Annotated in this window: 16 protein-coding genes; 4 read left to right on the top strand and 12 right to left on the bottom strand. The window is 48.1% G+C overall.

Translation table 11 applies throughout. From position 1 onward, the window contains the following. Window positions 1-26 precede the first annotated feature (26 nt). The 4 genes from RIN67_RS04140 to RIN67_RS04125 form a co-directional block, all read right to left on the bottom strand. Window positions 27-1727: an FAD-dependent oxidoreductase gene (locus RIN67_RS04140; protein ID WP_264999115.1), complete on the bottom strand. Its 1701-nt coding sequence runs from the start codon at window positions 1725-1727 to the stop codon at window positions 27-29. Between the two features lie 124 nt (window positions 1728-1851). Continuing rightward, window positions 1852-3828: a glycoside hydrolase family 127 protein gene (locus RIN67_RS04135; RefSeq protein ID WP_264999114.1), complete on the bottom strand. Its 1977-nt coding sequence runs from the start codon at window positions 3826-3828 to the stop codon at window positions 1852-1854. An 81-nt stretch (window positions 3829-3909) separates the two neighbouring features. After that, the gene (locus tag RIN67_RS04130; protein ID WP_264999113.1) at window positions 3910-5319 is read right to left on the bottom strand and encodes an MFS transporter; all 1410 of its coding nucleotides are present in this window, start codon (window positions 5317-5319) and stop codon (window positions 3910-3912) included. Between the two features lie 56 nt (window positions 5320-5375). Beyond that, window positions 5376-5576, bottom strand: coding sequence for a hypothetical protein (locus RIN67_RS04125; RefSeq protein WP_024746816.1), 201 nt, complete (start codon window positions 5574-5576; stop codon window positions 5376-5378). A gap of 340 nt (window positions 5577-5916) precedes the next feature. Between RIN67_RS04125 and RIN67_RS04120 the strand changes: the two genes are divergently transcribed. After that, window positions 5917-6897 (top strand): AraC family transcriptional regulator, encoded by a 981-nt coding sequence (locus RIN67_RS04120; RefSeq protein ID WP_264999112.1) that lies wholly within the window; start codon window positions 5917-5919, stop codon window positions 6895-6897. A 188-nt stretch (window positions 6898-7085) separates the two neighbouring features. Beyond that, entirely contained in the window at window positions 7086-8492 is a 1407-nt protein-coding gene (locus RIN67_RS04115) for a C69 family dipeptidase (protein ID WP_264999111.1), read from the top strand. Between the two features lie 62 nt (window positions 8493-8554). On the opposite strand, the gene arcD is transcribed toward RIN67_RS04115, so the two are convergent. The 3 genes from arcD to RIN67_RS04100 form a co-directional block, all read right to left on the bottom strand. Next, on the bottom strand, window positions 8555-10024 hold the full coding sequence (gene arcD / locus RIN67_RS04110) for an arginine-ornithine antiporter (RefSeq protein ID WP_390894560.1): 1470 nt from the start codon (window positions 10022-10024) through the stop codon (window positions 8555-8557). A gap of 495 nt (window positions 10025-10519) precedes the next feature. Continuing rightward, window positions 10520-11356: a tyrosine-protein phosphatase gene (locus tag RIN67_RS04105; RefSeq protein WP_264999109.1), complete on the bottom strand. Its 837-nt coding sequence runs from the start codon at window positions 11354-11356 to the stop codon at window positions 10520-10522. 83 nt (window positions 11357-11439) lie between these two features. After that, window positions 11440-11904 carry a hypothetical protein gene (locus tag RIN67_RS04100; protein WP_264999108.1) on the bottom strand — a complete coding sequence of 155 codons (465 nt, stop codon included), beginning with the start codon at window positions 11902-11904 and terminating at the stop codon, window positions 11440-11442. Between the two features lie 175 nt (window positions 11905-12079). Between RIN67_RS04100 and RIN67_RS04095 the strand changes: the two genes are divergently transcribed. Beyond that, a complete protein-coding gene (locus tag RIN67_RS04095; protein ID WP_264999107.1) occupies window positions 12080-12475 on the top strand; it encodes a MerR family transcriptional regulator in 396 nt (131 codons plus the stop codon). A gap of 25 nt (window positions 12476-12500) precedes the next feature. Here RIN67_RS04095 and RIN67_RS04090 read toward each other — a convergent pair whose 3' ends face one another. The 3 genes from RIN67_RS04090 to dcm form a co-directional block, all read right to left on the bottom strand. After that, window positions 12501-13007, bottom strand: a complete 507-nt coding sequence (locus RIN67_RS04090) for a type 1 glutamine amidotransferase domain-containing protein (protein WP_264999106.1) — start codon at window positions 13005-13007, stop codon at window positions 12501-12503. A 136-nt stretch (window positions 13008-13143) separates the two neighbouring features. After that, window positions 13144-15678 (bottom strand): M1 family metallopeptidase, encoded by a 2535-nt coding sequence (locus RIN67_RS04085; RefSeq protein WP_264999105.1) that lies wholly within the window; start codon window positions 15676-15678, stop codon window positions 13144-13146. 151 nt (window positions 15679-15829) lie between these two features. Next, window positions 15830-17095 carry a DNA (cytosine-5-)-methyltransferase gene (gene dcm / locus RIN67_RS04080; protein ID WP_264999104.1) on the bottom strand — a complete coding sequence of 422 codons (1266 nt, stop codon included), beginning with the start codon at window positions 17093-17095 and terminating at the stop codon, window positions 15830-15832. 180 nt (window positions 17096-17275) lie between these two features. Here dcm and RIN67_RS04075 point away from each other — a divergent pair, with 180 nt between their 5' ends. Further along, window positions 17276-17701, top strand: coding sequence for a very short patch repair endonuclease (locus RIN67_RS04075; protein ID WP_264999103.1), 426 nt, complete (start codon window positions 17276-17278; stop codon window positions 17699-17701). A 100-nt stretch (window positions 17702-17801) separates the two neighbouring features. Here RIN67_RS04075 and RIN67_RS04070 read toward each other — a convergent pair whose 3' ends face one another. Both RIN67_RS04070 and RIN67_RS04065 read right to left on the bottom strand, forming a co-directional pair. Then, window positions 17802-20390 carry an SNF2-related protein gene (locus RIN67_RS04070; RefSeq protein WP_264999102.1) on the bottom strand — a complete coding sequence of 863 codons (2589 nt, stop codon included), beginning with the start codon at window positions 20388-20390 and terminating at the stop codon, window positions 17802-17804. 2 nt (window positions 20391-20392) lie between these two features. Then, entirely contained in the window at window positions 20393-21691 is a 1299-nt protein-coding gene (locus RIN67_RS04065; protein WP_264999101.1) for an RNA polymerase subunit sigma-70, read from the bottom strand. Window positions 21692-21705 lie beyond the last annotated feature (14 nt).

Genomic DNA, 21705 nt, shown 5'->3' with positions numbered 1-21705 from the left:
TGCGGGTGGTCATCATTTTTTTACCGCTATAAGTTGAAGCTGTACGCCGTAACGATGGGCTTACGCTGCTCCGTCACGTCGCGGAAGTACTCGTACTCGCATAGAGCGTTAAACGACCCGGAGACGTTGACCACGTTGGTATACCCCAAGTTCTCCCAGGCTCGCGTCACGTTATAACTACGCTTCCCCGAAGCACAGTGGAGATAAACCGGGTGATCATGGGCGATTTCCCCTAAGCGTTGCCGGAACTGACTCAAGGGGATGTTACGGGCCGTAACCACGTGGCCCCGCGCGTATTCATCAGGTTCCCGGACGTCAATAATGTCGGCTCCCTGAGCGACCAAGTCACGGACGGCAGTGACGGGGACCTGCCGATACTCCCCATTTAAGAGGTTAGTGGCGACCAAGCCCGCAAAGTTCACCGCGTTCTTGGTGGTACTGAACTCGGGTTGGTAACACAGCTCCAAGTCGCCCAAGTCCTCAACGGTCCCGTGTTGTTGCATCACCGTGGCCACGATGTCGACCTGCTTATCGACATCCCCCTGACCCACGGCTTGGGCACCGAAGATCTCACCGGTCAGGGCATCAAAGACGACCTTTAAATAAATGGGGTGGGCATCGGGCATCAACCCCACCTTATCTTCTGGGATCACCAGCGCACTCTTAACGGACCAGCCCTGGGCTCGACTAGCCGCCTCCGTATAGCCGACCGTCGCCACGTTCAGCTCGAAGACCGGTAGACACTGGGCACCATAGAACCCCCGGTTACGCGTTGTTCGCCCATACACGTGGTCGACGGCACGGCGGGCTTCCATCTGAGCCGGCCAGGCCAATCCTAGTTGTCTGGCTTGGCGGGTCAACGCATCCGGCACCTCGATGGCATCCCCCACCGCGTAGACGTGCGGCAGATTGGTGCGGTACTGCTGATCGACCTGGATGGCCCCCGTAGCGCCTAAGGTCACGCCGGCCTCAACGGCTAATTGTACGGCCGGCGTCCCACCAGCGGCCACGACCACTGCGGTCGCGGGCACGGTCTTCCCGGTCGCCAAGGTCACCGCTGACTTTGAGATTTCTGTGACCTGTTGCCCAAGTAAGAGCTGCACGTGGTGGTCGCGCAGGTGCTTATGGATAATCTGAACCAGTTCATCGTCTAGGGTTGGCAGAACCTGCGCCCGTTGCTCGATCAGGGTCACCCGGTACCCCGCCCGCGTCAAGTTCTCCGCGGTCTCGATACCGATGAACCCACCGCCGATTACCGCCACGTGAGTCGCTTGGTGGTCGTGCAGGTAGTCATCTAACGCCACTACGTCGGTGACGTTGCGCATCGTGAAGACCTGGTCGCCGTTGATGCCCGCAATTTGGCGCGGACGATTGGCCACCGTCCCGGGGGCCAAGAACAGCTCATCATAGTGGTCGGTGGTCAAGTCGCCGGTCTGGCAGTTTTTGACCTTAACGGTACGCGCGACCGCGTCAATCGCAACGACTTCATGGTTGACCACGGCATCCACGTTATATTGCGCTTTGAACCGCTTAGGGGTCATCATGACCAACTCCGGCGCCGAAGCGACCGTCCGGGAGAGGTAATAGGGCAACGAACAGTTCGAGAAGCCCACGTCCGGTCCTTTTTCGTAAATGGTGATCTGGGCCTGCTCATCCAGGCGTCGTGCGCGAGCCGCCACGGAAGCACCTCCGGCCACACCACCAACAATCACAATTTTCTTTCCCATTTTTATCTCCTTTACTAGTACCTACGTTCGATCTAAGACTAGTTTACCTGATAAGGGTTAGGGGGGCCAAGTAACCTGTTCGACCAAAAAGGGCCACCCCCATTCGGGTAGCCCTCATAACGATTTACTGAAATTGCCGATTCAGCCAAACCCGCATTTGCCCCTCATCGCGATTGGCCCATGCATAGTATGGAATCAACGTTAACGACGCTGTCTCTTGGTTACTGTCCTGGTCGGTATACAGAGCTTGAGTCGTATCATCCGTCACTGCTCGGTGCGCATCAACCGTCACGACACCTACCCCGTTCAACAATTGTTGGTCGAACTGGTAATGGGTGGTATCACCAGGAGATACTTGATACTGGCCTAACGATTGCTGATTATCTACGGCTTCAGCGGCATAGACAATTGGCCCCCGTTGAACAGCTACTTTACCGAAATCAGCGTTCACCCGATTATTGGCCCGCATAAACTTAACCGCCATATCCAGGCTCAGCGTGATCGTCGTAGTTGCCTCAGCGATGTCCAAATAGACAAAACCATTCTGAACCTTAGCTGTATCAGCGTGACCGTTGACCGTCAGTTGGAACTTAGGTGACCAAGCTGGGATTCGCAAGCCTAATCTAAACGCTTCTTGCTGTGGATTGTGAACCGTGTACTGAATATCGCCTTCCCAAGGGAAGTTATTCATCTGTTCAATCTGAATACCGTTGGCCAACGTCGCCCGGTTCGCGATAAATTGGTGGGATAAAATTGTACGGTCTTTAACCGTGTACAAATAATGGTCCACCGACGTGATCAGCCGAGCCAGATTAGCTGGACAACAAGCACAGCCAAACCAATCCGCACGGTGCGTTAAGACGTGCGATTTACCCGGATTCAGCTTGCTGGCAACCGGATCAGCTTCCAACGGATTTACATAGAAGAAGTGCTTACCGTCCAAGGACATCCCACTAAGGGCGCCATTAAAGAGCTCCTTTTCCAGAACATCTGCATATTCGCCCTTAGCATCTAGATTCAGCATCTGCCGCGCAAAGAACGCCATCCCCACGGATGCACAAGTTTCACCATACATGGTGTCATTGGGTAAATCATAGTCGTAGGTTAACGCCTCACCGGTGGTCGTCGACCCAATGTTTCCCGTAATGTACATCTGGCGCTTCACCAGATCATTCCAAAATCGGTGACAAGCGTCCAAAAGGTCTTGATCGTGCGTATAACGGGCCACGTAGGCCATCCCCGTACACAGGTAGACCACCCGTACCGCATGCCCTTGGGGAACTTGTTGGTCTTTGATTGGTTCTGCCGCCAAGAAGTACGTTAAGTCGGGCTCTTGCATGCCTTGAATAATATCCCGGTCGGTCGAACGGCCATCTACCGCAAGCTGCTTATCAAAAAAGTCTGGGTCCTGACCACGTTGGGTCAAGAAATAGTGGGCCAGTTTTAAATACGTGTCGTTTTGCGTGACCTCATACAGGCGCGCTAAAGCGAGTTCAATTTCTGGGTGACCGTCGAATCCCGGAATCTGACCATCGCCTAAGCCAAAGTTACGGTTAATGCAGTCGGCCATCCGCTTGGCAATGTCCAAAGCCTTCTCATTATGGGTTGCTTGATAGTAAGCCACGCCCGCCTCAATGTAGTGCCCCATCGTGTATAACTCATGCGATTGTTGGAGCCGCTTAAACTTCCGCTCTGGCGCATCAATCTGAAAGTAAGTCGATAAGTAACCGTCATCTTCCTGAGCATCCGCAATCAGGTCAATTAAGTTATCCGTAATCTTGCGTAAATCGGCATCCGGATGATAATTAAATGAATAAGCCGCTGCTTCAAGCCATTTATAAACATCCGTATCTTGAAACGGGAATCCGTAGTGGTGCCCCGTTTGCTGGCCAGCCGCAATCTTTAAATTCGCTACGGCATGACTGTTCTTATCTTGCCCATTATTTTGCGGATCCTCTGAAATTGAAATGTCCGCTTCATCATTCATGACCTGCCACTGATACGGGAGCACTTCCTTCACCACTAGTTCCCGATAGCGTTGCCAGAAGTCCGATGTAATCTCAACATGTTTGAGTTGGAGCTTATCTTCCGTCATTTGCATCCTCTATGTCTTCCTTTCTTGCTGTCAATCAGCGTTGCCAAACATCTCATTCAATCACCAGCTCACGGCCATCCTAGCCGACTAGTGTTCCGTTGTAGCTTCTTCCTGGGCCCGCCGTTCAGCTAATTCTTCGGTCACGATTGGTTCATGCTTTTCCCACTTACGGTAGAACACCATGCAGACGGCACTCAACGCGTAAATGATCACGGGTACCCAGATGAACGTGAAGCTAATGGCGGATAAACTTTCGGCCGTCTGAACGGCTTTCGCTGCCGTAAAGCCAAATGCCGCTAAGATTCTGGCTGCGATGAAGGAGCCAATCCCGGACCCCATCTGGATACAGAATGACGCGCCCATCGCCGTTAAGAAACCGTTGGCCCGAATGCCGTTTTTCCATTCACCAAAGTCAACGGTATCCCCAACCATGGAGAAGAACATGGTCATGGCCGAACCAGAACCGATGCAGGCTAAGCACCAGCCAACTAAGGCCGAGGTCACGTTAGTTCCCGCAAAGCCGATCCAGACTTGTCCCACCATAGTCATGGCTAACATTAAAATCGTGGTCCCCCACTTATGTAAGTACTTAACTACAAACGGAACGGCGGCCATCCCAATAATCTGAATGATAGAAAACCCGTTAAAAATTGAAATCAAGCTCTTATTATCTAAATTATATTGGAAGTAGTAGGGTAAGGCCGCATTCCGTGCTGAGTAGGCCGTCCACAAAAGCAGATTAGCCAGCACGATGAGGACCCATGGCCAGTTGTTCTTGGTGGCTTTGACACTTTCTCGAATCGTAATGATCTTTTCTTCTCCGATGTTCTTTTCCCGCATATCGAAGAAGGCAATCATGAGGACAATAAAGGCAATCACCGCATATAATCCAACGGCTAACGACCAACCGCGCCGCTCATTCCCGTTACCCAGGAACGAAGCCAGTGGCATCACGAACGTGACCGCAAAGAAATTCCCCACGTTTCCCAAGACCATCCGAATCGAATTAGCCGAAGTCCGTTCATCCGAATTCGCTGAAAGATTGGGTAAAACGGAGGTAATTGGGGTCGATAAAGCCGTGTAAGTTAATTCCGCAACGATGTACATGGCACCAGCATAAATAATTTTTGCCGTGCTCCCCAGAGCTGGTGTGGTAAACAGCAACCAGACTGAGATGGTAAACGGTAGCGCCATCCACAGGAACCACGGTCGATTCTTCCCGTATTTACTATGGGTGTGGTCAACTAGGACCCCCATGATGGGCGCCCCCAGCGCATCGATAAACCGCCCTAAGAGTAACAGCACCCCGGCGGTCCCCACGGCTAAGCCAAAGACGTTAGTGAAGAAGTACAACATATAGGAACCAATCAGCGTATAGAGCAGGTTCCCGGCCATATCCGTAAAGCCGTACGTTAATTTTCTATGAAATGGCAGCTTATCGCTGGCCAGCATAGCTTGCGCAGCCGCCACATTTTGATCCGTATTATTCGAATTCATGTTTAAATCCTCCAATTTAGGTCACATGGTCCAAAAAAACATGACTAAGATACTCATCATTTATCCGAGATTTTCTTTTGACTATCGCGAGCCAAGCTGACATAGATTAGGAGCATCAGGACTGTCCCACCGATAATCGTAATTAAATTATTCGGAATGGTATGATCAGCGACTTTCCACGCTAACCCAATAAAAATAATTTGGAGAATCCACGATATAATCGATTGACTCGCAAATAACTTTCCAAATACGTTCATCTTAGGCTCACCTTTCTTCGAATCCTTAAAATAAATGACAAATTTGTAAATCATGATACGAACACGCGTGTCGGCCATTACAATTTCCCCACGAACTCAATGACGACTCTCATATTTACAATTTAATAGTAAGCGTTTCCAAACACATATAAAAGGTCTATAATAACAAAAGAAGTGTTTATATCCGACTAATTGTCATTTGCTGATTTAGTTGTGTATTAGTTATCAAGCGTTAATTTATCAATTATCGTATATTTAGTGACTATTTCCGATTTTTAATTAAATGCGTATTCCCGTATGATTAGTGACCATTTCCGACTTTAGATTGGAGGCACAAGTGATGCTCTTTACAACTTTCTCAGTTGAAAAACCGCTACTTTATTACAAGGGCGGCGAATTCTCAGCTCAAGGGGCCTGGTGCCATCGCCCCATGTACCATAAGGGGGACTACGAATTAATCCTCTGTCTAAAGGGGCCCATTTATCTTCAAATCGATGACCAAAAGATAACGGTATCCCCTAACGAAATCGTACTAATCCCCCCATTTACCCCAATGACCGGTTATCAAGATTCTGATACCCCCGTCGATTTTTACTGGCTTCATTTCTTTTCACAACATAAAGAAACGACCTTCGAAGCTGATGAGAATGCCATGTTTTCGGAAATTAAAACGAATAAGAATTCAAAACATCGGCTTTCCCTTCCCCTGCATTTCAAGCTACCCGATTACGAAAGTGCAACAATCCTGATTCATCAAATTCTATCGATTCATAACGAGCTTTCTTCCATCGAGGAACGCGACTATTTGGTATCCGCGCTATTGATTCAGCTCTATAAATCTTATTTCAACCATTTTGACGTTCAAAGTGACCGTGTGAAAATCAACGATATGAAGGAATGGATCCGGGCTAATATGTCGAGTACGCTAACCGTAGCTGAAATTGCCGATAATATGCACCTGAACGTCGACTATCTGACCAGGCTATTCAAGAAGTGTACCGGGATGACGACGCTTCAATACCTAAACCACATCAAAATTGAAGTGGCTACCCTACTCCTCATCAGAACGGAAATGTCCGTCAAACAAATTGCGGCTGCTTCCTACTTTAACGACTCTAAGGTTTTCATGCGGCGCTTTAAAAAATCCACGGGGCTGTCCCCCAGTGAATACCGGAAATCGTATAATCTTATTCACTTAAACAATCCGCACGTTGACCCACAAATTCCCATTCCAAAACGAATTGTGGATTCGATCGACTACATTCCCGAGAATGGAAACGTCCCCGAAGACTCCCCCAGTCCCAATTCACGAAACCTTTAGTTAGGACCGAGTTCCATTTCAGTGGGTCGAACCGTTTCCAAGCACAAATGGCCAGTCCCGTGTTCCATGAGCCGAGAGGGCCCCTTACCAACGGCTAGGCTGTGGCCTTCATCCTATCAGATGGCTTCATCCCCCACCCCCGATAATGGTATAATACGAGTTAACTTAATAAAGGAGTGTCGTATTCTATGACGAAAAGAATTAAAGGTTCATGTACCACGATTTTAGTGGGTAAAAAGGCCTCCATCGACGGCTCCACGATCATTTCGCGGAACGACGACGGGCACGAAGCCCTCGACCCAGAACGCTTCGTGGTAGTTAACCCCGAAGACCAACCACGGAATTACCAATCGGTTATCAGTAAAGTTCAAATCAAATTACCGAACAATCCTCTACGTTACACGTCCATTCCTAACTCGATCCTGACTAACGGCATCTGGCCCGCAGCCGGCATCAACAGTGAAAACATTGCGATGTCCGCTACCGAAACCATCACCACTAATTCCCGGGTCTTAGGCATTGACCCTTATGTTGACGGTGGTATTGGTGAAGAAGACTTGGTTACCCTGGTTCTGCCATACATTCACAGTGCTAAGGAAGGGGTCGAACGCTTAGGCGCCCTGCTGGAAGAATTCGGAACTTACGAACCTAACGGCATCGCCTTTTCCGATAACAACGAAATCTGGTGGTTAGAAACCATCGGGGGCCACCACTGGGCCGCTAAGCGGATTCCGGATGACGCCTACGTGGTTGCACCTAACCGGATGAACATCGACGACTTCGACTTTAACGCCGATGACACGTTGAGTTCTGCCGACTTAGAAGACCTCATCGCCACCTACCACTTGAACCCCGACTTCGACCGCGTTAACCTGCGCCACATCTTCGGGAGTGCCTCCATTAAGGACACGGTCTACAACAACCCCCGGGCATGGTTCGGTCAGAAATACTTCAACCCAGAGATCGAACACAATCCGATGGAACAAGACCTGCCGTTCATCTGCCACGCGAACCGCAAGATTTCCATCGAAGACGTCAAGTTTGTCCTGAGTTCTCACTTCGAAAACACCAAGTACGACGTTTACGGTAACGGCTCCGAAGCCGACAAGACCCTCTTCCGGCCAATCGGTATCAACCGGAACCACGACGTGCACATCTTGCAGATTCGTAATGACGTGCCACAAGAAATCGCCGGGATTCACTGGATGGCCTTTGGGGCCAACACCTTCAACACGGTGGTTCCGTTCTACGCGAACGTCAACGATACGCCGGCCGTCTACAAGGACGCCGATGGTGAGTTCAACATAAACCACATGTACTGGTTGAGCTGCACCACCGCCCTCTTAGGGGATACCGACTACGACCTGTACGTTGATCTGCGGAACACCTTCGCCTTAGAAGCCATGGGCGCTTACCGGAAGATCCAAAACGATACGGACGCTGCCATCGCCGATCAATCTGATGTGACGGCTTACCTCCAAGCAGCCAACGAAAAACTGGCGAATGAATCCTTCAAGCGTCAGACCAAGTTACTGGGTGACATGGTCATCATGGGCTCCGAGCACATGAAGCTCCGTTATAACTTAAACGACTAATCTGACACCAATAAAGGCCGCCACAGAATTTGTGACGGCCTTTTTGAGTTAAAACTTTTTAGCTAGATGACTAGCCGGCCCATCAAGACAAAGACGATGGCTAGTAGCGCACAGGTCATGATGGCGGACATGGAGAACCATTCCTTGTGCGACAAGTAGACCTGAGCTCCGGCTTCGCGCCGCGCCATCAGGTACAGGATGGTCCCGGGGATATACGCAATCGAGCAGAGGATCAGGTACTTGACCCCGGAAAAGTAAATGGCCGTGCTTTCAAACGTTAACGCGAGAATCCCCACGGCTAGTTGCCAATAGCTGCCCTTTTCCTTTAAATGCTGGACCGCATACTTGACCTGGTAGGCTGCCACTAGGATGTAGCAGATGGTGACCGCCACCGTGCACATGGAGTAGGCAATCTGGTAGGCGCGGTCGGTCACCAGCAGGGACAACAGGAAGAACTGGATCAACACGCTACTCAGGACTAACGAGAACGTCGCCGTCCCGTAGCGGTTAGCCTTACCAAACGCTCGGGGTAACAGGTGCTGGTTGGCCATCAGCCGGGTGGTCTCGGCCGGCAACATGGTCCACGATAACCACGACCCCAGCGTGGAAATAATCAGCCCACCGCTAATCAACGCGCCACCCCAAGGTCCCACCATTTCCCGGAAGACGTAGACCATTCCCGGTTGTTGGATTGAAGCCAGGGCGTTACGGCTCAAATAACCGTATGGCAAGATCGAAGCCAGCATGTAAATGGCCAGGATGCAGAAGAGCCCAATCAAAGTGGCTTTCCCGGCATCGGACTTCTGCTTGGCCCGGGACGATAACATGGTCGCCCCTTCGATGCCCACGAAGACCCACATCATGATGATAAAGCACCGCTTGATCTGCGCGGCGATCGATCCGGACCCCGTCATATTGGTTCCCACGTTATACCAGAAATGGGCTGTAAAGACTTGCCCCTTGAACAGGAGAATCGCAATCACGATGAAGGCGAAGAGCGGGACCAGCTTGCAAATCGTAATCAGCGAGTTAAGGGCCGCAGCACTCTCGATTCCGTGGTTGACCAGCAACGTGAGCAGCCAGAGCACCACGCTAGCGAAGAGCACCGAGGGAAGCTTGTTGGTCCCGTTGAAGATGGGGAAGAAGTACCCCATGGCGTTCATCATCACGGTCGCAAAGGCCACGGTCCCCATCCAAGCGGAGATCCAATAGCCCCAACCACTGATGAAGCCGGCATACTTGCCGAACCCTTCTTCGGCGTACGAAAAGATGCCTTCCAGATCAGGACGCTTCAGGACCAGATTATTCAGGGAAAGAGCCAACATTAATGTCCCAAACCCTACCAGGCCCCAGGCAATCAGGGCTGGTCCGGGCGACGCCGCGATGGCAAGGTCGGAAGCTAGGGCGAAAATCCCCCCACCCACACAAGAGGTAATGACGGTTGAGACTAAGGCGGTCAGCCCCAGTCCCTTCGAATGGGGCGTACTAGCTGGGTCAGGGTGTGCAGAATCTGCTGCGGCGAGCGTTTTCATCATGGATTTCCTTTCGTGTTCTCAGGCTCAAATCAAAGGCGTCAATGGTCAATTTCCCGTGAGTTTCATCGATAGAATTCCGATGAAAGACTAACGGGACCTTCTCAAAATAAATTCACAAGCGCTTAAATGATTGACTGTTTTTATAAAGCGCTTACATACTGACGTTCAAAATAAACCCAACGTGTTGGGTCCTTGTCTGCTATTATGCCAGAAAATATACAAATTGCAAACCTGTATATGCAATTTCTATTGTGAAAGTTTTTCGCGTAAGCGCCTTAGACGTGGCTGTCATTCACCTATTTACACGAACCTGTATAAATATAATCGTTTTGTTTCCAAGAACTCCCTTTTATACAGAAAATGTAAATTTTCAACACCCCTGATTCTCCCCTAGTGACCCGCAACTTTTTTTGTGCTAAACAGCACAATCTCTCCCCTTGCACCGCAGATTATTAAACCGGCCACCCCTGAGGGGCAACCGGTAACTTGGGGCTATTGGGTTAAATACAACCGTTGCAATTGCTTCTGCTTGGCCGGGGTAAGCCCCAGGCGCCGCAAAAAGTTGGTCATGGAGCCATACCGCGCATTGATTCGCTGGTACACGGCTTCCAGGTTAGCTCGCTTGACGCGCCGGATATGGTGGACCCGTCGTCGAGATTTTCCAGCAAAGTTAGCTTGTCCCTTGAATTGAATGTGGGCATCTTGCGCTAAGTTCTGGTTCGAATACAGGTAGTTCTGCAGGATGGTCTTCCGGCTGACCCCCAAGGCCGAGAGGACCAGCACCGCACCAACGCCGGTACGGTCCTTGCCGTAAGTGCAGTGGAAGACGGTCGCCCCAGTCTTACGCTGTAACAGTTGGTCGAAGAACGCCGAGTAGCCCCGTAAGGCCACCCGATCGGTCACCAATCCCTGGTAGAATTGCTGCGTCGTTCGCACGTTATAATTATCCGTCACCACGCTATCTTGATGGTAGGCAACGTGCGGGATGGGCACATCCGGATTGTCTTTAATCTCAGCCGTCGACCGCAAGTCCGCAATCGCCCGGACCTGATACTTCTGGGTCAGCCGGCGTCTGTCTGCCTGGGTCAGCTCTGACAATTGATCCGACCGAAGCAATCGGTGAGCCTTCAGGGTTTGCCCGCTCTTCGTCCGAATCCCGCCCAGGTCCTGCGTGTTACTAGTCCCGGTCAAGGTGACATGTTGGCCGTACAGAGCTCGGTTTACCGTGGGCTTGGGGGCGGGAGGAGCAGTCTGCTCAGCGGCACACCCACCAAGCCCCAGTAACAGGCTCAAGACTAGCAACAAACTCACTTTTAACCACCGATTCATCAACCACTCCCCCTTTCATTGCCTTCAACCTACCATACTCCTGGCGGTGACGTCTAGTCCCCTCAGACTTGCCCCACCGATTTCTAACGTTGCCACTGATGGAAGGCCTGCACGTAAAAGGACACGAACGGCCGGCCGTTGGTCTTGTAGAAGGTCTCGTTGGCACACATGATGTACCCGATAAGCGCTGGATGATCATCTACCGGCAGACTCGCCCGCTCCACGTTCGGGACCACCCGCTGGACCCGGGTCGGCCGACACAGATGCACGTCTTGTTGCCGTTGCATCCAAAGTCCCTTTTCGTAAGTGGCCACGCGAGCCATAAAGTTGACCTCATCGCCTTTAAGCAGTTCCCCTAGCCGTAAAAAGCCCAGCGTGTAATTGAACCAGAGGTGATCCGTGACAAGTTGGTGGGCGGCGTCCCGAATATCCTTTAACAACAAGGTTGGGTGATAGTGCTCCCCGTAACACTTATACCCACAACGGACGAAGGTTCCCCGATACGTGTGCCGTTCTTGGCTGCCAATCTGTCGCAATCGTTCCCGCAAGATGTCATCCCCTAATCTATGATTGTTTTTAGTTTAGCAAACCCATCCGGTACCACCAAACCAGGCAACTTATAAATTTAGACATACCCGCAACCACCCGCGGCCGTTGACTTTTCGCCGTCAATTAACGTAAACTTATAAGCTGTATCGACCAGTCAAGTTAGGAGGTCATTTCATGCAAATCAAAGCCGCCGCAAGCGCATCGGGCGTTAGTGCCTACACGATTCGTTTTTACGAAAAGAAGGGACTCCTCACCATTCCCCGCAATACCAATGGCGTTCGGGAATTCGATCAGGACGCTCTCAACCGGCTACGCTGGATTCAATGCTACCGGCAAGCGGGACTCTCGCTTAAAGAAATCAATCAGATCATCACTGGTGACCTGACCCAGGCCGGCTACCTCGACCTGTTAGACGCGGCGAAGCACCGTTTGGAAGCACAAATCAACGATCTACGTCACACGGAAGCCTGCCTAGAAACGAAACGTCACGCCACCCTCGATGGTGAGCGTTTAACCGATATGACGACCTGCGCCCCAACACCCTATGTCGCCAAAAACGCCGAAGCATAATGCTCCGGCGTTTTTTATACTTGATTTAAGCTAATTGGGCCAAGATCTCACGATTGAAGTCGTCCAAGTCATCGGGCGTCCGGCTAGTCACCAGGTGCCGATCAACCACGACGGCCTGATCCTTGACGATGCCCCCTGCGTAGTACAAGTCTGGCCGCACCGTGGTGTAGGCGGTCAACGTCCGTCCCTTGACCAGACCCGTTTGAATGAACAATTGTGGGCCGTGGCAAATGGCAAAGACCGGCTTGTCAGCCAGCAGGAAGGTCTTGACCAGGTTCACGTACCGGTCATCGGCCCGCAGCTGATCCGGTGAGAAGCCACCGGGAATCAACAAGGCGTCATAATCGTCCGCCGAAACGTCATTAATCCCCTTGTCGGTGGTGTACTTAGTCCCGTGCTTGCCCAGCAGGGACTTGTTCGCCGTATCTTCCACCAAGTCGACCGTGTGGCCGGCACCCACGATAGCGTCGTGAGGGGACGTGTATTCGATATCTTCAACATCGTTGGTCATAATCGCAACTACTTTGCTCATTTCAAGATCTCCTTTAAGTTAAGGTACAAGTCGTAGTGTACGAGCTTAGAGCGAGTCTAAGGCAACCCCTGACCGGTAAAAAATGACAAAAAAACGTGCACCCCTAAAGGCACACGTTTCGTCAAATTCATTTCATCTACTTCGTGACTTTTGCCACCGCTGCGTTCACGGCGTCCTTTTCAGCTTCAATCAGGGCTACCCGGCTGTCGATCACCTTGGTGTCCATCTTGATTTCACGCGTCAAACCTGGCGTGTTGATCTTTGGCTCGAAGAAGGCCTTGAATTCAGCAAAGCGTTCTGGCGTGTGGAAGACGCCGGTCGTGACCGTAATGTAAGTGGTGAATTCCATGTCGCCACCAACCGTCTTTTCCAGCCAGTCCCAGTCGTTCCGTAACCAATCCCAGGCCGCTTGTTCCCCAGCATCGTTGCTTAAGACGCCGCGGTACCAAGCCCGTAAGTCTTGGGGCTTAACCGTGTCCGCGTCTTCGAAGGCTTCAATCAGCTTAGCAATCAAGGCACTGTCCGTGGTGCTGGTAATGGCTGCCGCGATGTCCGCCTTGTAGCTGGCATCGGCGGATTGCCGGTAAGCGTCTAACAGCTGGTTGAACAGGTCCGCACTCCCGTAGTTCTTGACTTCGTTCCGTAAAACGAAGACCCGGACGTCGGCGGATAGACCGGCTAAGTTCGCCTGGTTTGCTTCAAACAACTGGTGGGCGTCGGCCATAGCCTGCGCATTTTGTGCGTAGAGTGCCGCGCTCAGGATGTACGGCCGCGTCAAGGTGTCGTCCATGGACTCGCCAGCTTGGGCGGTCCAGCCTAACCGGGTCACTTGAGCCGCGCTCAATTGGTCGTAGAAAGCGCGCAACGTCTTTTCCTCAGCGGAATCTGGCGTCACGAACTTCCGTAAGTTCCCCGCAATCCGGTAAAGGGCAACGGCAACCAGCGTGGAGTGGCTGTTGGCAAAGCGTGGTAACAATGGCACCACGTCAGCGTAACTGATCTGCCGACCATCGGCTAATAAGCGGAGGTCTTGTAACAGCTGTAACTGACTGATTGGATCCAAGTCATCCACGTGGTCGAGAATGTCGTTCAACAGCGTTTGGTCGTACTTCACGATAAAGTGCGAGTTGTTCCCCACATTCACGCGAAACGGTTCGCCCGCTGCCTGTCGCAAGGTATCGTAGTCCCCTAAGGTGACCGTCGTGTCCTTGAAAATGGCGGGCGCTGCATCGTAGTTGCTGTTCAACGGAATCTGCCAGAGACGACCTTGGTCCTGACCTTCACCCACGAAGAATTGCTTTTGCGTCAACGTCAGCTGGCCATCAACCACGCTGGCGGAAACTACGGGATATCCCGGTTGTTCCAACCAGGAGTTCATGATGGTCCCCACGTCCTTACCAGAAGCGTCACCCAAGGCAGCCCATAAGTCGGCCCCCTTGGCGTTGTTGTACTGGTGGGCTTCGAAGTAGGCCTTCAACCCTTGACGTAAGGCGTCGTCACCAACTAAGGCCCGGGCCATGACTAACATCCGCGCACCCTTGGCGTAAACGATGGCGCTGTCGAAGATGGCATCGATTTCGGCTGGATCTTCAACTTGAACGTGAACGGATTGAACCCCGTCCGTAGCGTCCCGTTGTAACGCCATTGAGACGTCAGAGGACTGGAAGGTCTCCCAGATGTGCCAATCGGGTTCGATGGCGTCGATGGCTACGTATTCCATCATGTTGGCGAAACTTTCGTTCAACCAGAGGTCGTCCCACCACTTCATGGTGACTAAGTCCCCGAACCATTGGTGCGCCAGTTCGTGGGCAATGACCGTAGCGACCCGTTGCTTCATGTCTAAGGCCGTGTTGTCCTCATCCAGGAGTAAGTAAGCTTCCCGGTAAGTGACCAAGCCCCAGTTCTCCATCGCACCGGCAGAGAAGTCTGGCAGTGCCAGTTGCCAGGAGTGTGGGAGTGGGTAAGGCGTCTGGTAGAAGTCTTCGTAGAATTCGATGGAGCGCTTGGCAATGTCCAACGCGAAGTCGAGTTCCTTAGGTTGGTGGGCCTTAGTGGCGAATACGCCGACCTGAACGCCACTCTTAGTGGTGGTCAGCTTCTTTTGTAAGTCCCCGAAGGCAAAGGCAATCAGGTAAGATGACATCTTCTTGGTGGTATCGAAATAGTGCACGCCGTTTTCAGTCTTGATTTCGGGCATGTTGCTCAAAATCGTTTCACCAGGTTGTTCGTCGTACTTGATGGCCAGGTCAAAAGTGGCCTTGGCTTCCGGTTCGTCGACACAGGGGAAGGCTTGCCGGGCTGCCGTCGTTTCAAATTGGGTCCCGATGATTTGCTTCTTGACCCCATCGACTTCGTAGTAGGACGGGTAAATGCCCATCATGCTGTCAGTCAAGGGTGCCGTGTAGGCAATCTCAACGGTGGTCTTGCCGGTATGACCCAAGTCGATGTGAATCCCTTCGGCTTTATCATCCAGCGTAAACGGTACGTCGGCACCGTCAGCTTTAACGGATGAGATCGTCATGTATTTTTCATGCACAGAAATCGTCGCTTCTTTGGCATCCCCAGTAATGGTAGATGTCCCGCTAATTTGTTTCGTTGCGCGGTTAATATCGATGAAGACGTTATAGTGCGTTGGTTGGAATGTCTGATAAAAGTGCTTTGGTTCAGTCATGAATTCCCCTCCATATGGTTAAAATACTATTAGAATAAATCCATTATACGCTATTCGATACCGGAACGCTTGTATTGTGGGGTGAATTTTCTCATTTTGGTCTCATGGAAAGTAAAAAGCAGCCTAGTTTTCCCAGACTGCCATACCTTAACTAATGCTTTATTTTATTAACGACCTGCGGCTTGAGGGGTTCGATATCATCCTCATTGGCAATGATTTTATCAATTCCTTGACCAATTTTCCCAATCAAACCACATACTAGTGCATTCCCCATAACGAAATACCGCATGCTCTTTGGCATTCCCTCTGTCCAATTATCGGGAAAAGTTTGTAGACGTTCACATTCAATAGGTGCTAGGATCCGCAATTTACCCGTTTCTTTATCTGCAATAACATGTGTACTTCGATTAACCGAATGCTCTGACGTCAGCATGGTTCGTCCCGGTCGATCTAACGGATCAGGGAAAGCCATGCCTCCCTCTGCATAGAAATACTCGAAGCCATCAGAAGTCGTTCGCTTTTCTTTTTTGGCTCCCTTCAAATATTCGAACTTCTCACGTCGTCCGGGAGTATTATCAATGTAAAGTGAATCATCATCAACATGGTCTAAAACAATATCATTTAGGGTCACATGTTTACCATCATACTTAGGTGTATATTTACCAGTAAAGATATCCCAGTCGTGCATAATTCCAGTATTTTCGAAGTGAAAAGAAAAAGTGTTAGAGAAGTCCACAATATCAACATACCCATCTAAGCGCGTTTCCTTTTCCAAATGCAGGTTACGTTCAATCGGCAGTGCCTCGTTGTAAACACTGTGATTAATCAAAGCGTCCTTTAAATTAACGGAATTATCCAGCGTCTTGAAATAACTTGTATCTTTACGATAAGCAAAAATGAAAACCCGACGACGACGCTGTGGGAATCCGTACTCAGCAGCATTAATGACTCGCCATTGTGCTCCATACCCTAATTGATGTAACGTAAATAAAATCATCCCAAAGTCGCGCCCACGATTGGCTTTCCCTGGCGACGATAACAATCGATCAACATTTTCTAATAAAACAAACGCCGGCATTTTAGCTTCAATCGTATCTCGAATATCCCACCATAAAACACCCTTTTTACCTTGAATTCCTTGAGCACCAGAGTGGGCTACTGAATAATCTTGGCAAGGAAATCCCCCCACCAAAAGTTCCATATCTGGAATCGTTGTCTTATCCACCTGGTTAATATCTTCATTCGATAGTTCTTCATCATTGCCAAAATGCTTTGCATAACAGTCAAAAGCGTATTGACGTTTCTTTCCAGGTTCCCACTGGTTAGCATAAACAAAATCCCAACCAGAATCTAGAGCGTCTAAACCAACTCTAAATCCTCCAACGCCGGCAAATAATTCGGCTACACGTTTCTTCATGGATTCTGTCATTCCCTTCGCATACAAACGTCATAAAATTATTATAAGTATCACTTAATAAGGTCTACTCTTTCTTCTCTTCCATAAAGTCTATTCAGTATTATGAAATTACAAAAATGATACTATTAGTAGTGTAACTAATATTCATCAAAAGATCAACTAAAAATTGGACTGATAACCATGAAACATCCCAAATTTGCCAATACACCTGCGACCACTTCAAAACGAATGGCTCATGTCCATCTGAAAGGTGGTAGGGCAGAAACGCTCTTAGCAAAAACGCTTTGGCACCATGGCATCCGATATCATCGAAATGATAAAAGCCTACCGGGATCACCAGACATTGCCATTACTAAAAGTAAAATCGCAATCTTCGTTGATGGCGAATTTTGGCATGGGCAGGACTGGCCTAACCGAAAGCAACGGCTTAAACGTAATCGTGAGTATTGGATCAAAAAAATTGAAGAGAATATGGCCCGCGATAAACGAGATGATTTACAACTTCGTGAAGCCGGTTGGTTACCTCTACATTTTTGGGAAAAGCAGGTTCTAAAAAATACAGAATACTGTGTATCCTTAATTCAATACTATAATCATTTTCGCTAATACAGTCCTAAAAATGCTACTTAATCACTTCCATGTATTCTTCATCAAACAAAAGTTCTATCTAGAAAACATCAATCTTCTAGACAGAACTTTCAATTAATTAAGGTTTCTCATCATCAATAATTTTCTTCATTTCATCAAACGCATCATCAGAGAATTCTGGGACCAGAACCTGCTTATCGATAGCATTCTTCATTCGCTTTTCTTTATCTCCTAATGCCTCATAAACTTTCTTGTCAATAAAGTTATGATATGGATTATTTGAGACTGTCATCAAGTAGTAATAATTCGTCTGATCTTCAGGTTTTAATCCCAATCGATGGATTCTGTCCCGTGATTGCAACATAAACGTCAAATTATAATTATACTCAAAGTAAACCGCATCATGAACAACCTTATGCAACGATACTGACTCTCCAAGAGTATTAGGATTGGACACTAACACTTGGATAGAACTGTCCTCCTTCTTAAAATCAGCAAGAAGACGTTCACGTTCATCTTTAGGTGTCGCCCCATAAACTAACGCCGTCTTAATTCCGGCTTGTTCTAATGTTTCAGAAATCTTGTTCAATGTATCAACGAATAGTCCCCACACAACAACCCGTTTATTATTTTGCACTAAATCTTTAACCAACTTAATGCCTGCGTCAAATTTTGGCGACTTGATTTTATCAATATTCAAATCTGCTAGCTCTGTTAGTTGTGACCGTTGGATTTCCTGCTTAATCTTATAGGATAACTCTGAGCTTGCCTGCTCATAATTATCCTCACCAGGCACATCTTCATCAGAGAACCCTAAATCCGCATACGAAATAGCCTTCGTTAACAATTGGGGGTTCGTCGATAATTGCAATAGCCGAATCAAAACCGCTAATTGACTTTTTTCATGTGTGTAAATAAAATCAGCTGCCTTTAATTGTTCCGGTGAAGGCGCAACTTCGATAATTGAATCCTGATTAGCCGGCGGCACGCCCAAATCATCCTTACTCGTTCGCCAAAAGAAAGGAAACAGTTTTTTATTGATTTCTTGAATATCAAATTTGCTAGGATTGCTTAGCATTGGTTTAGAAAAATTAAAATAGGTACTGTATTCATTGCCGAACAACAAGTGTAAAAAGTTCCACGAGTCTTGATAGCCATTGGGAATCGGGGTCCCCGTCAAAACATATTTGTAATCAACAAAATCCGTCAGTTCCAAAGCTTGTTGAGCGCGCACAGAGCCAATTCCTTTGATACGATGGACCTCATCAAAGACTAACATTGTCTTCTTTCCATCTTGCTTCAGTAACTCAGCTAGCGCATCCCCATACTTTGGTAACGACTCATAATTAATTAAAACCAAGTTTGCATCATACCACTTTGCTTTCAATCTCAGAGGTGACGCATCACTGTCTTGTGCTCCAAACGAAACTAACTTCTTCTTTCCATTGAAAACCGTCTCAAACTCATCACGCCATGACGTAAAGGCATTAATAGGACTAACGACTAATATTCGGTCAACTTTCGGATTACTTCCTTGATTCAAAAAAGCAAAAACACCTAATAACATCGTCGTTTTACCCGAGCCTGGTACTGAAAAATTAGCGGCTCTTTTCTGATTATACATATAAAATGCCGACTTCATTTGTAAATCCTTCAACGGCCGCGACACCTCTTGTGAAACAACTTTCTGGAACTGAAGATAATCGTCACGCCAGCGCTCGTCATTATTCTTAGCCGTCAATCCTGCCTTTCTATACTCCTCAATTGAATAACGTTCGCGCGAAAGATAATCTTTTACTTCATCAGATATTACTAACGGAACATCGCTAACTCGGCTAATTCCCCGTTGAATTTTACGAATTCCTTTGTCAAGCTCCCGATAATTAAACGTTTTAGCTAAAAACGGGTAACCTTTATCCGGATCCTGGTAAACTTCAGCTTTACGCCGAACCATGGAATTCTTTAAAACATCCTGATGAGAATAGTCTTTTAGTACGAAGCTCTCCTTGTCTTCGCTCATTTCCAAAATAATAGACCCGTCAGTGGTCACTACTGGACGCTGAATTTTATGCTGATCATAGTTTTTTATTTCTTTGTAAACGATGTTTGTCGCCTCCCGAACTTCGACACCATTGGTTCTATTCATCCATAATTCTTCAAATGCCTTCTGTTTTGCTGCAATACGACTCCTGACATTCTGACTTTCATCCCAAGAAACATCGACATCAAAACTTTCATAATTATTTTCCATGGCATTCTGCGTTTCATTATTTGATCCATTAAAATAGATTTGTTCTCCGGCTTCATCCTGAAATAATCCCCATTTAGAATGAAAAAGTCCATTCTGCATTAAACCAAATTTAATTTCAACGTGTCCTTGTGCAATCATATAAGCCAGATTTCCTAAGCGTACTTCGTCATTCTCACTAAGTCGTTCTCGCTCTGATTTTAGACGATAACCTTTCTGTATCGAATTAAAATCGTCCTCTGAAATATCCGCAGAAATAATGAAACGCGCACGCCCCCCATTATCAGCCAGCTGATCTAACCCCACCGCATATTGGGCCAACCCTTTCGACGAGAAGTAACCGCTAACCCGGTCATAAGCAATACTTTCCGCTAAAATAGGATTATAAAATGTTTCACTAATATTAGTCTCGGTTGATGTATAGGTGCTCTTCACAGACTTCCTTATGTCATAGAACATAGTTATTCCTCCGCATGCGCTTGAATATTACTAATGCTCTCCTCTAAAGTTCGTAAAATATTTGTTAGTTTTTCGCATTCCTCACGTGGCAAAATGTCAACAATATCAGGATTAATGGCATCAACTTTATCCAACGCGGCCCTAGCAAGTTTAACAGGTTCGGCCTTTTGCTTTTCATTCGCCGTCTTATCCAATGCTCGTGTACTGGCCTCATCTGTCTGAACTAAAGCAGCCACCGCTTCCTCATCACTCTTAATACGTGCAAAGACCTCACTAGCATTCTTTACCTCAGTCTCCTTACCATCAGCATCTTGCTGCAAGGCATACTCAACTGCATCAGAGCTATCAGCAACTTCCTCTAAATAATCATCTTGTTGGTGCTTACCAATGACATTTTTAACTAACGGTCGAAAGGCTGCCTTAAAGTCATCCTCCCCTTCATCTGTTCGCAGCTGAATGATTTTAGTGAATAATGCGCCTAAAATTTCATTTTTATCAGGCGAATCTTTGATGCTCCGCTTATATTCGACTAACATATCTTGCAGCGGTCCGTCAAGTTTCATTTCTTTAGCGATTGCATAATTCTGCTCATTTGCATGGATAAACCTAAGAAACTCTACAACTAACTCAGCTTCATTAACTAGCTTTTCAACATCAATGGGCTTCATATCAGCATACTTAGCGTATTCTTTATTCGTCATAACATGTTTTTTCTTAATCGTCTTATAAGCATCAATAGCCTTATCGATGGGGTCATAATCTTCTTTCTCAAGCTGACCAAATTGAATCTTCAACTCAAGCTGTTTGATTTGATACAAGTCATCCTCGTTATTCAATGTCAAATTATCCAAGATGACCGCTTCAAAATACTGTTTGCCAACCACTGACTCATCACCAGCAAGAATTCGCTCAGCAGTGAACCGTCGATTTCCGTCAACAACCCGTCCATCATTCAAAACGTACCCTGGAAGTGCCTGACCTTTTCGACCAATATCATCAACTAACCGTTTCATCTTTTGACTATTACTGTTTGCAATCATTTCCTGAATGGCTTGGTTATATTCCTCATTATGCCCAGGCTTTAACTCACCATGTTCACTCTCATACTCTGAAATAGCTGAGCCAATTCGTCCATTCTGATCATTATAGTACAGGTATTCTAATGGAATTAAGTAAGTATGACCATCAAATTCACTACCATTAGGCCGTTCAATAGGTACCTTAATATGTTGATTCCCTGGTTTAACAATATTCTCGTTAATCAGTTCTCTTAAATTTACTGTTGTTTGTTCCATATCCATATATCCTTCACTCC

Source organism: Levilactobacillus namurensis, from assembly GCF_032197885.1.
GTDB lineage: Bacteria > Bacillota > Bacilli > Lactobacillales > Lactobacillaceae > Levilactobacillus > Levilactobacillus namurensis_A.
The sequence above is the reverse complement of the archived record's forward strand: the minus strand, read 5'-3'. Positions and strand labels throughout refer to the sequence as shown.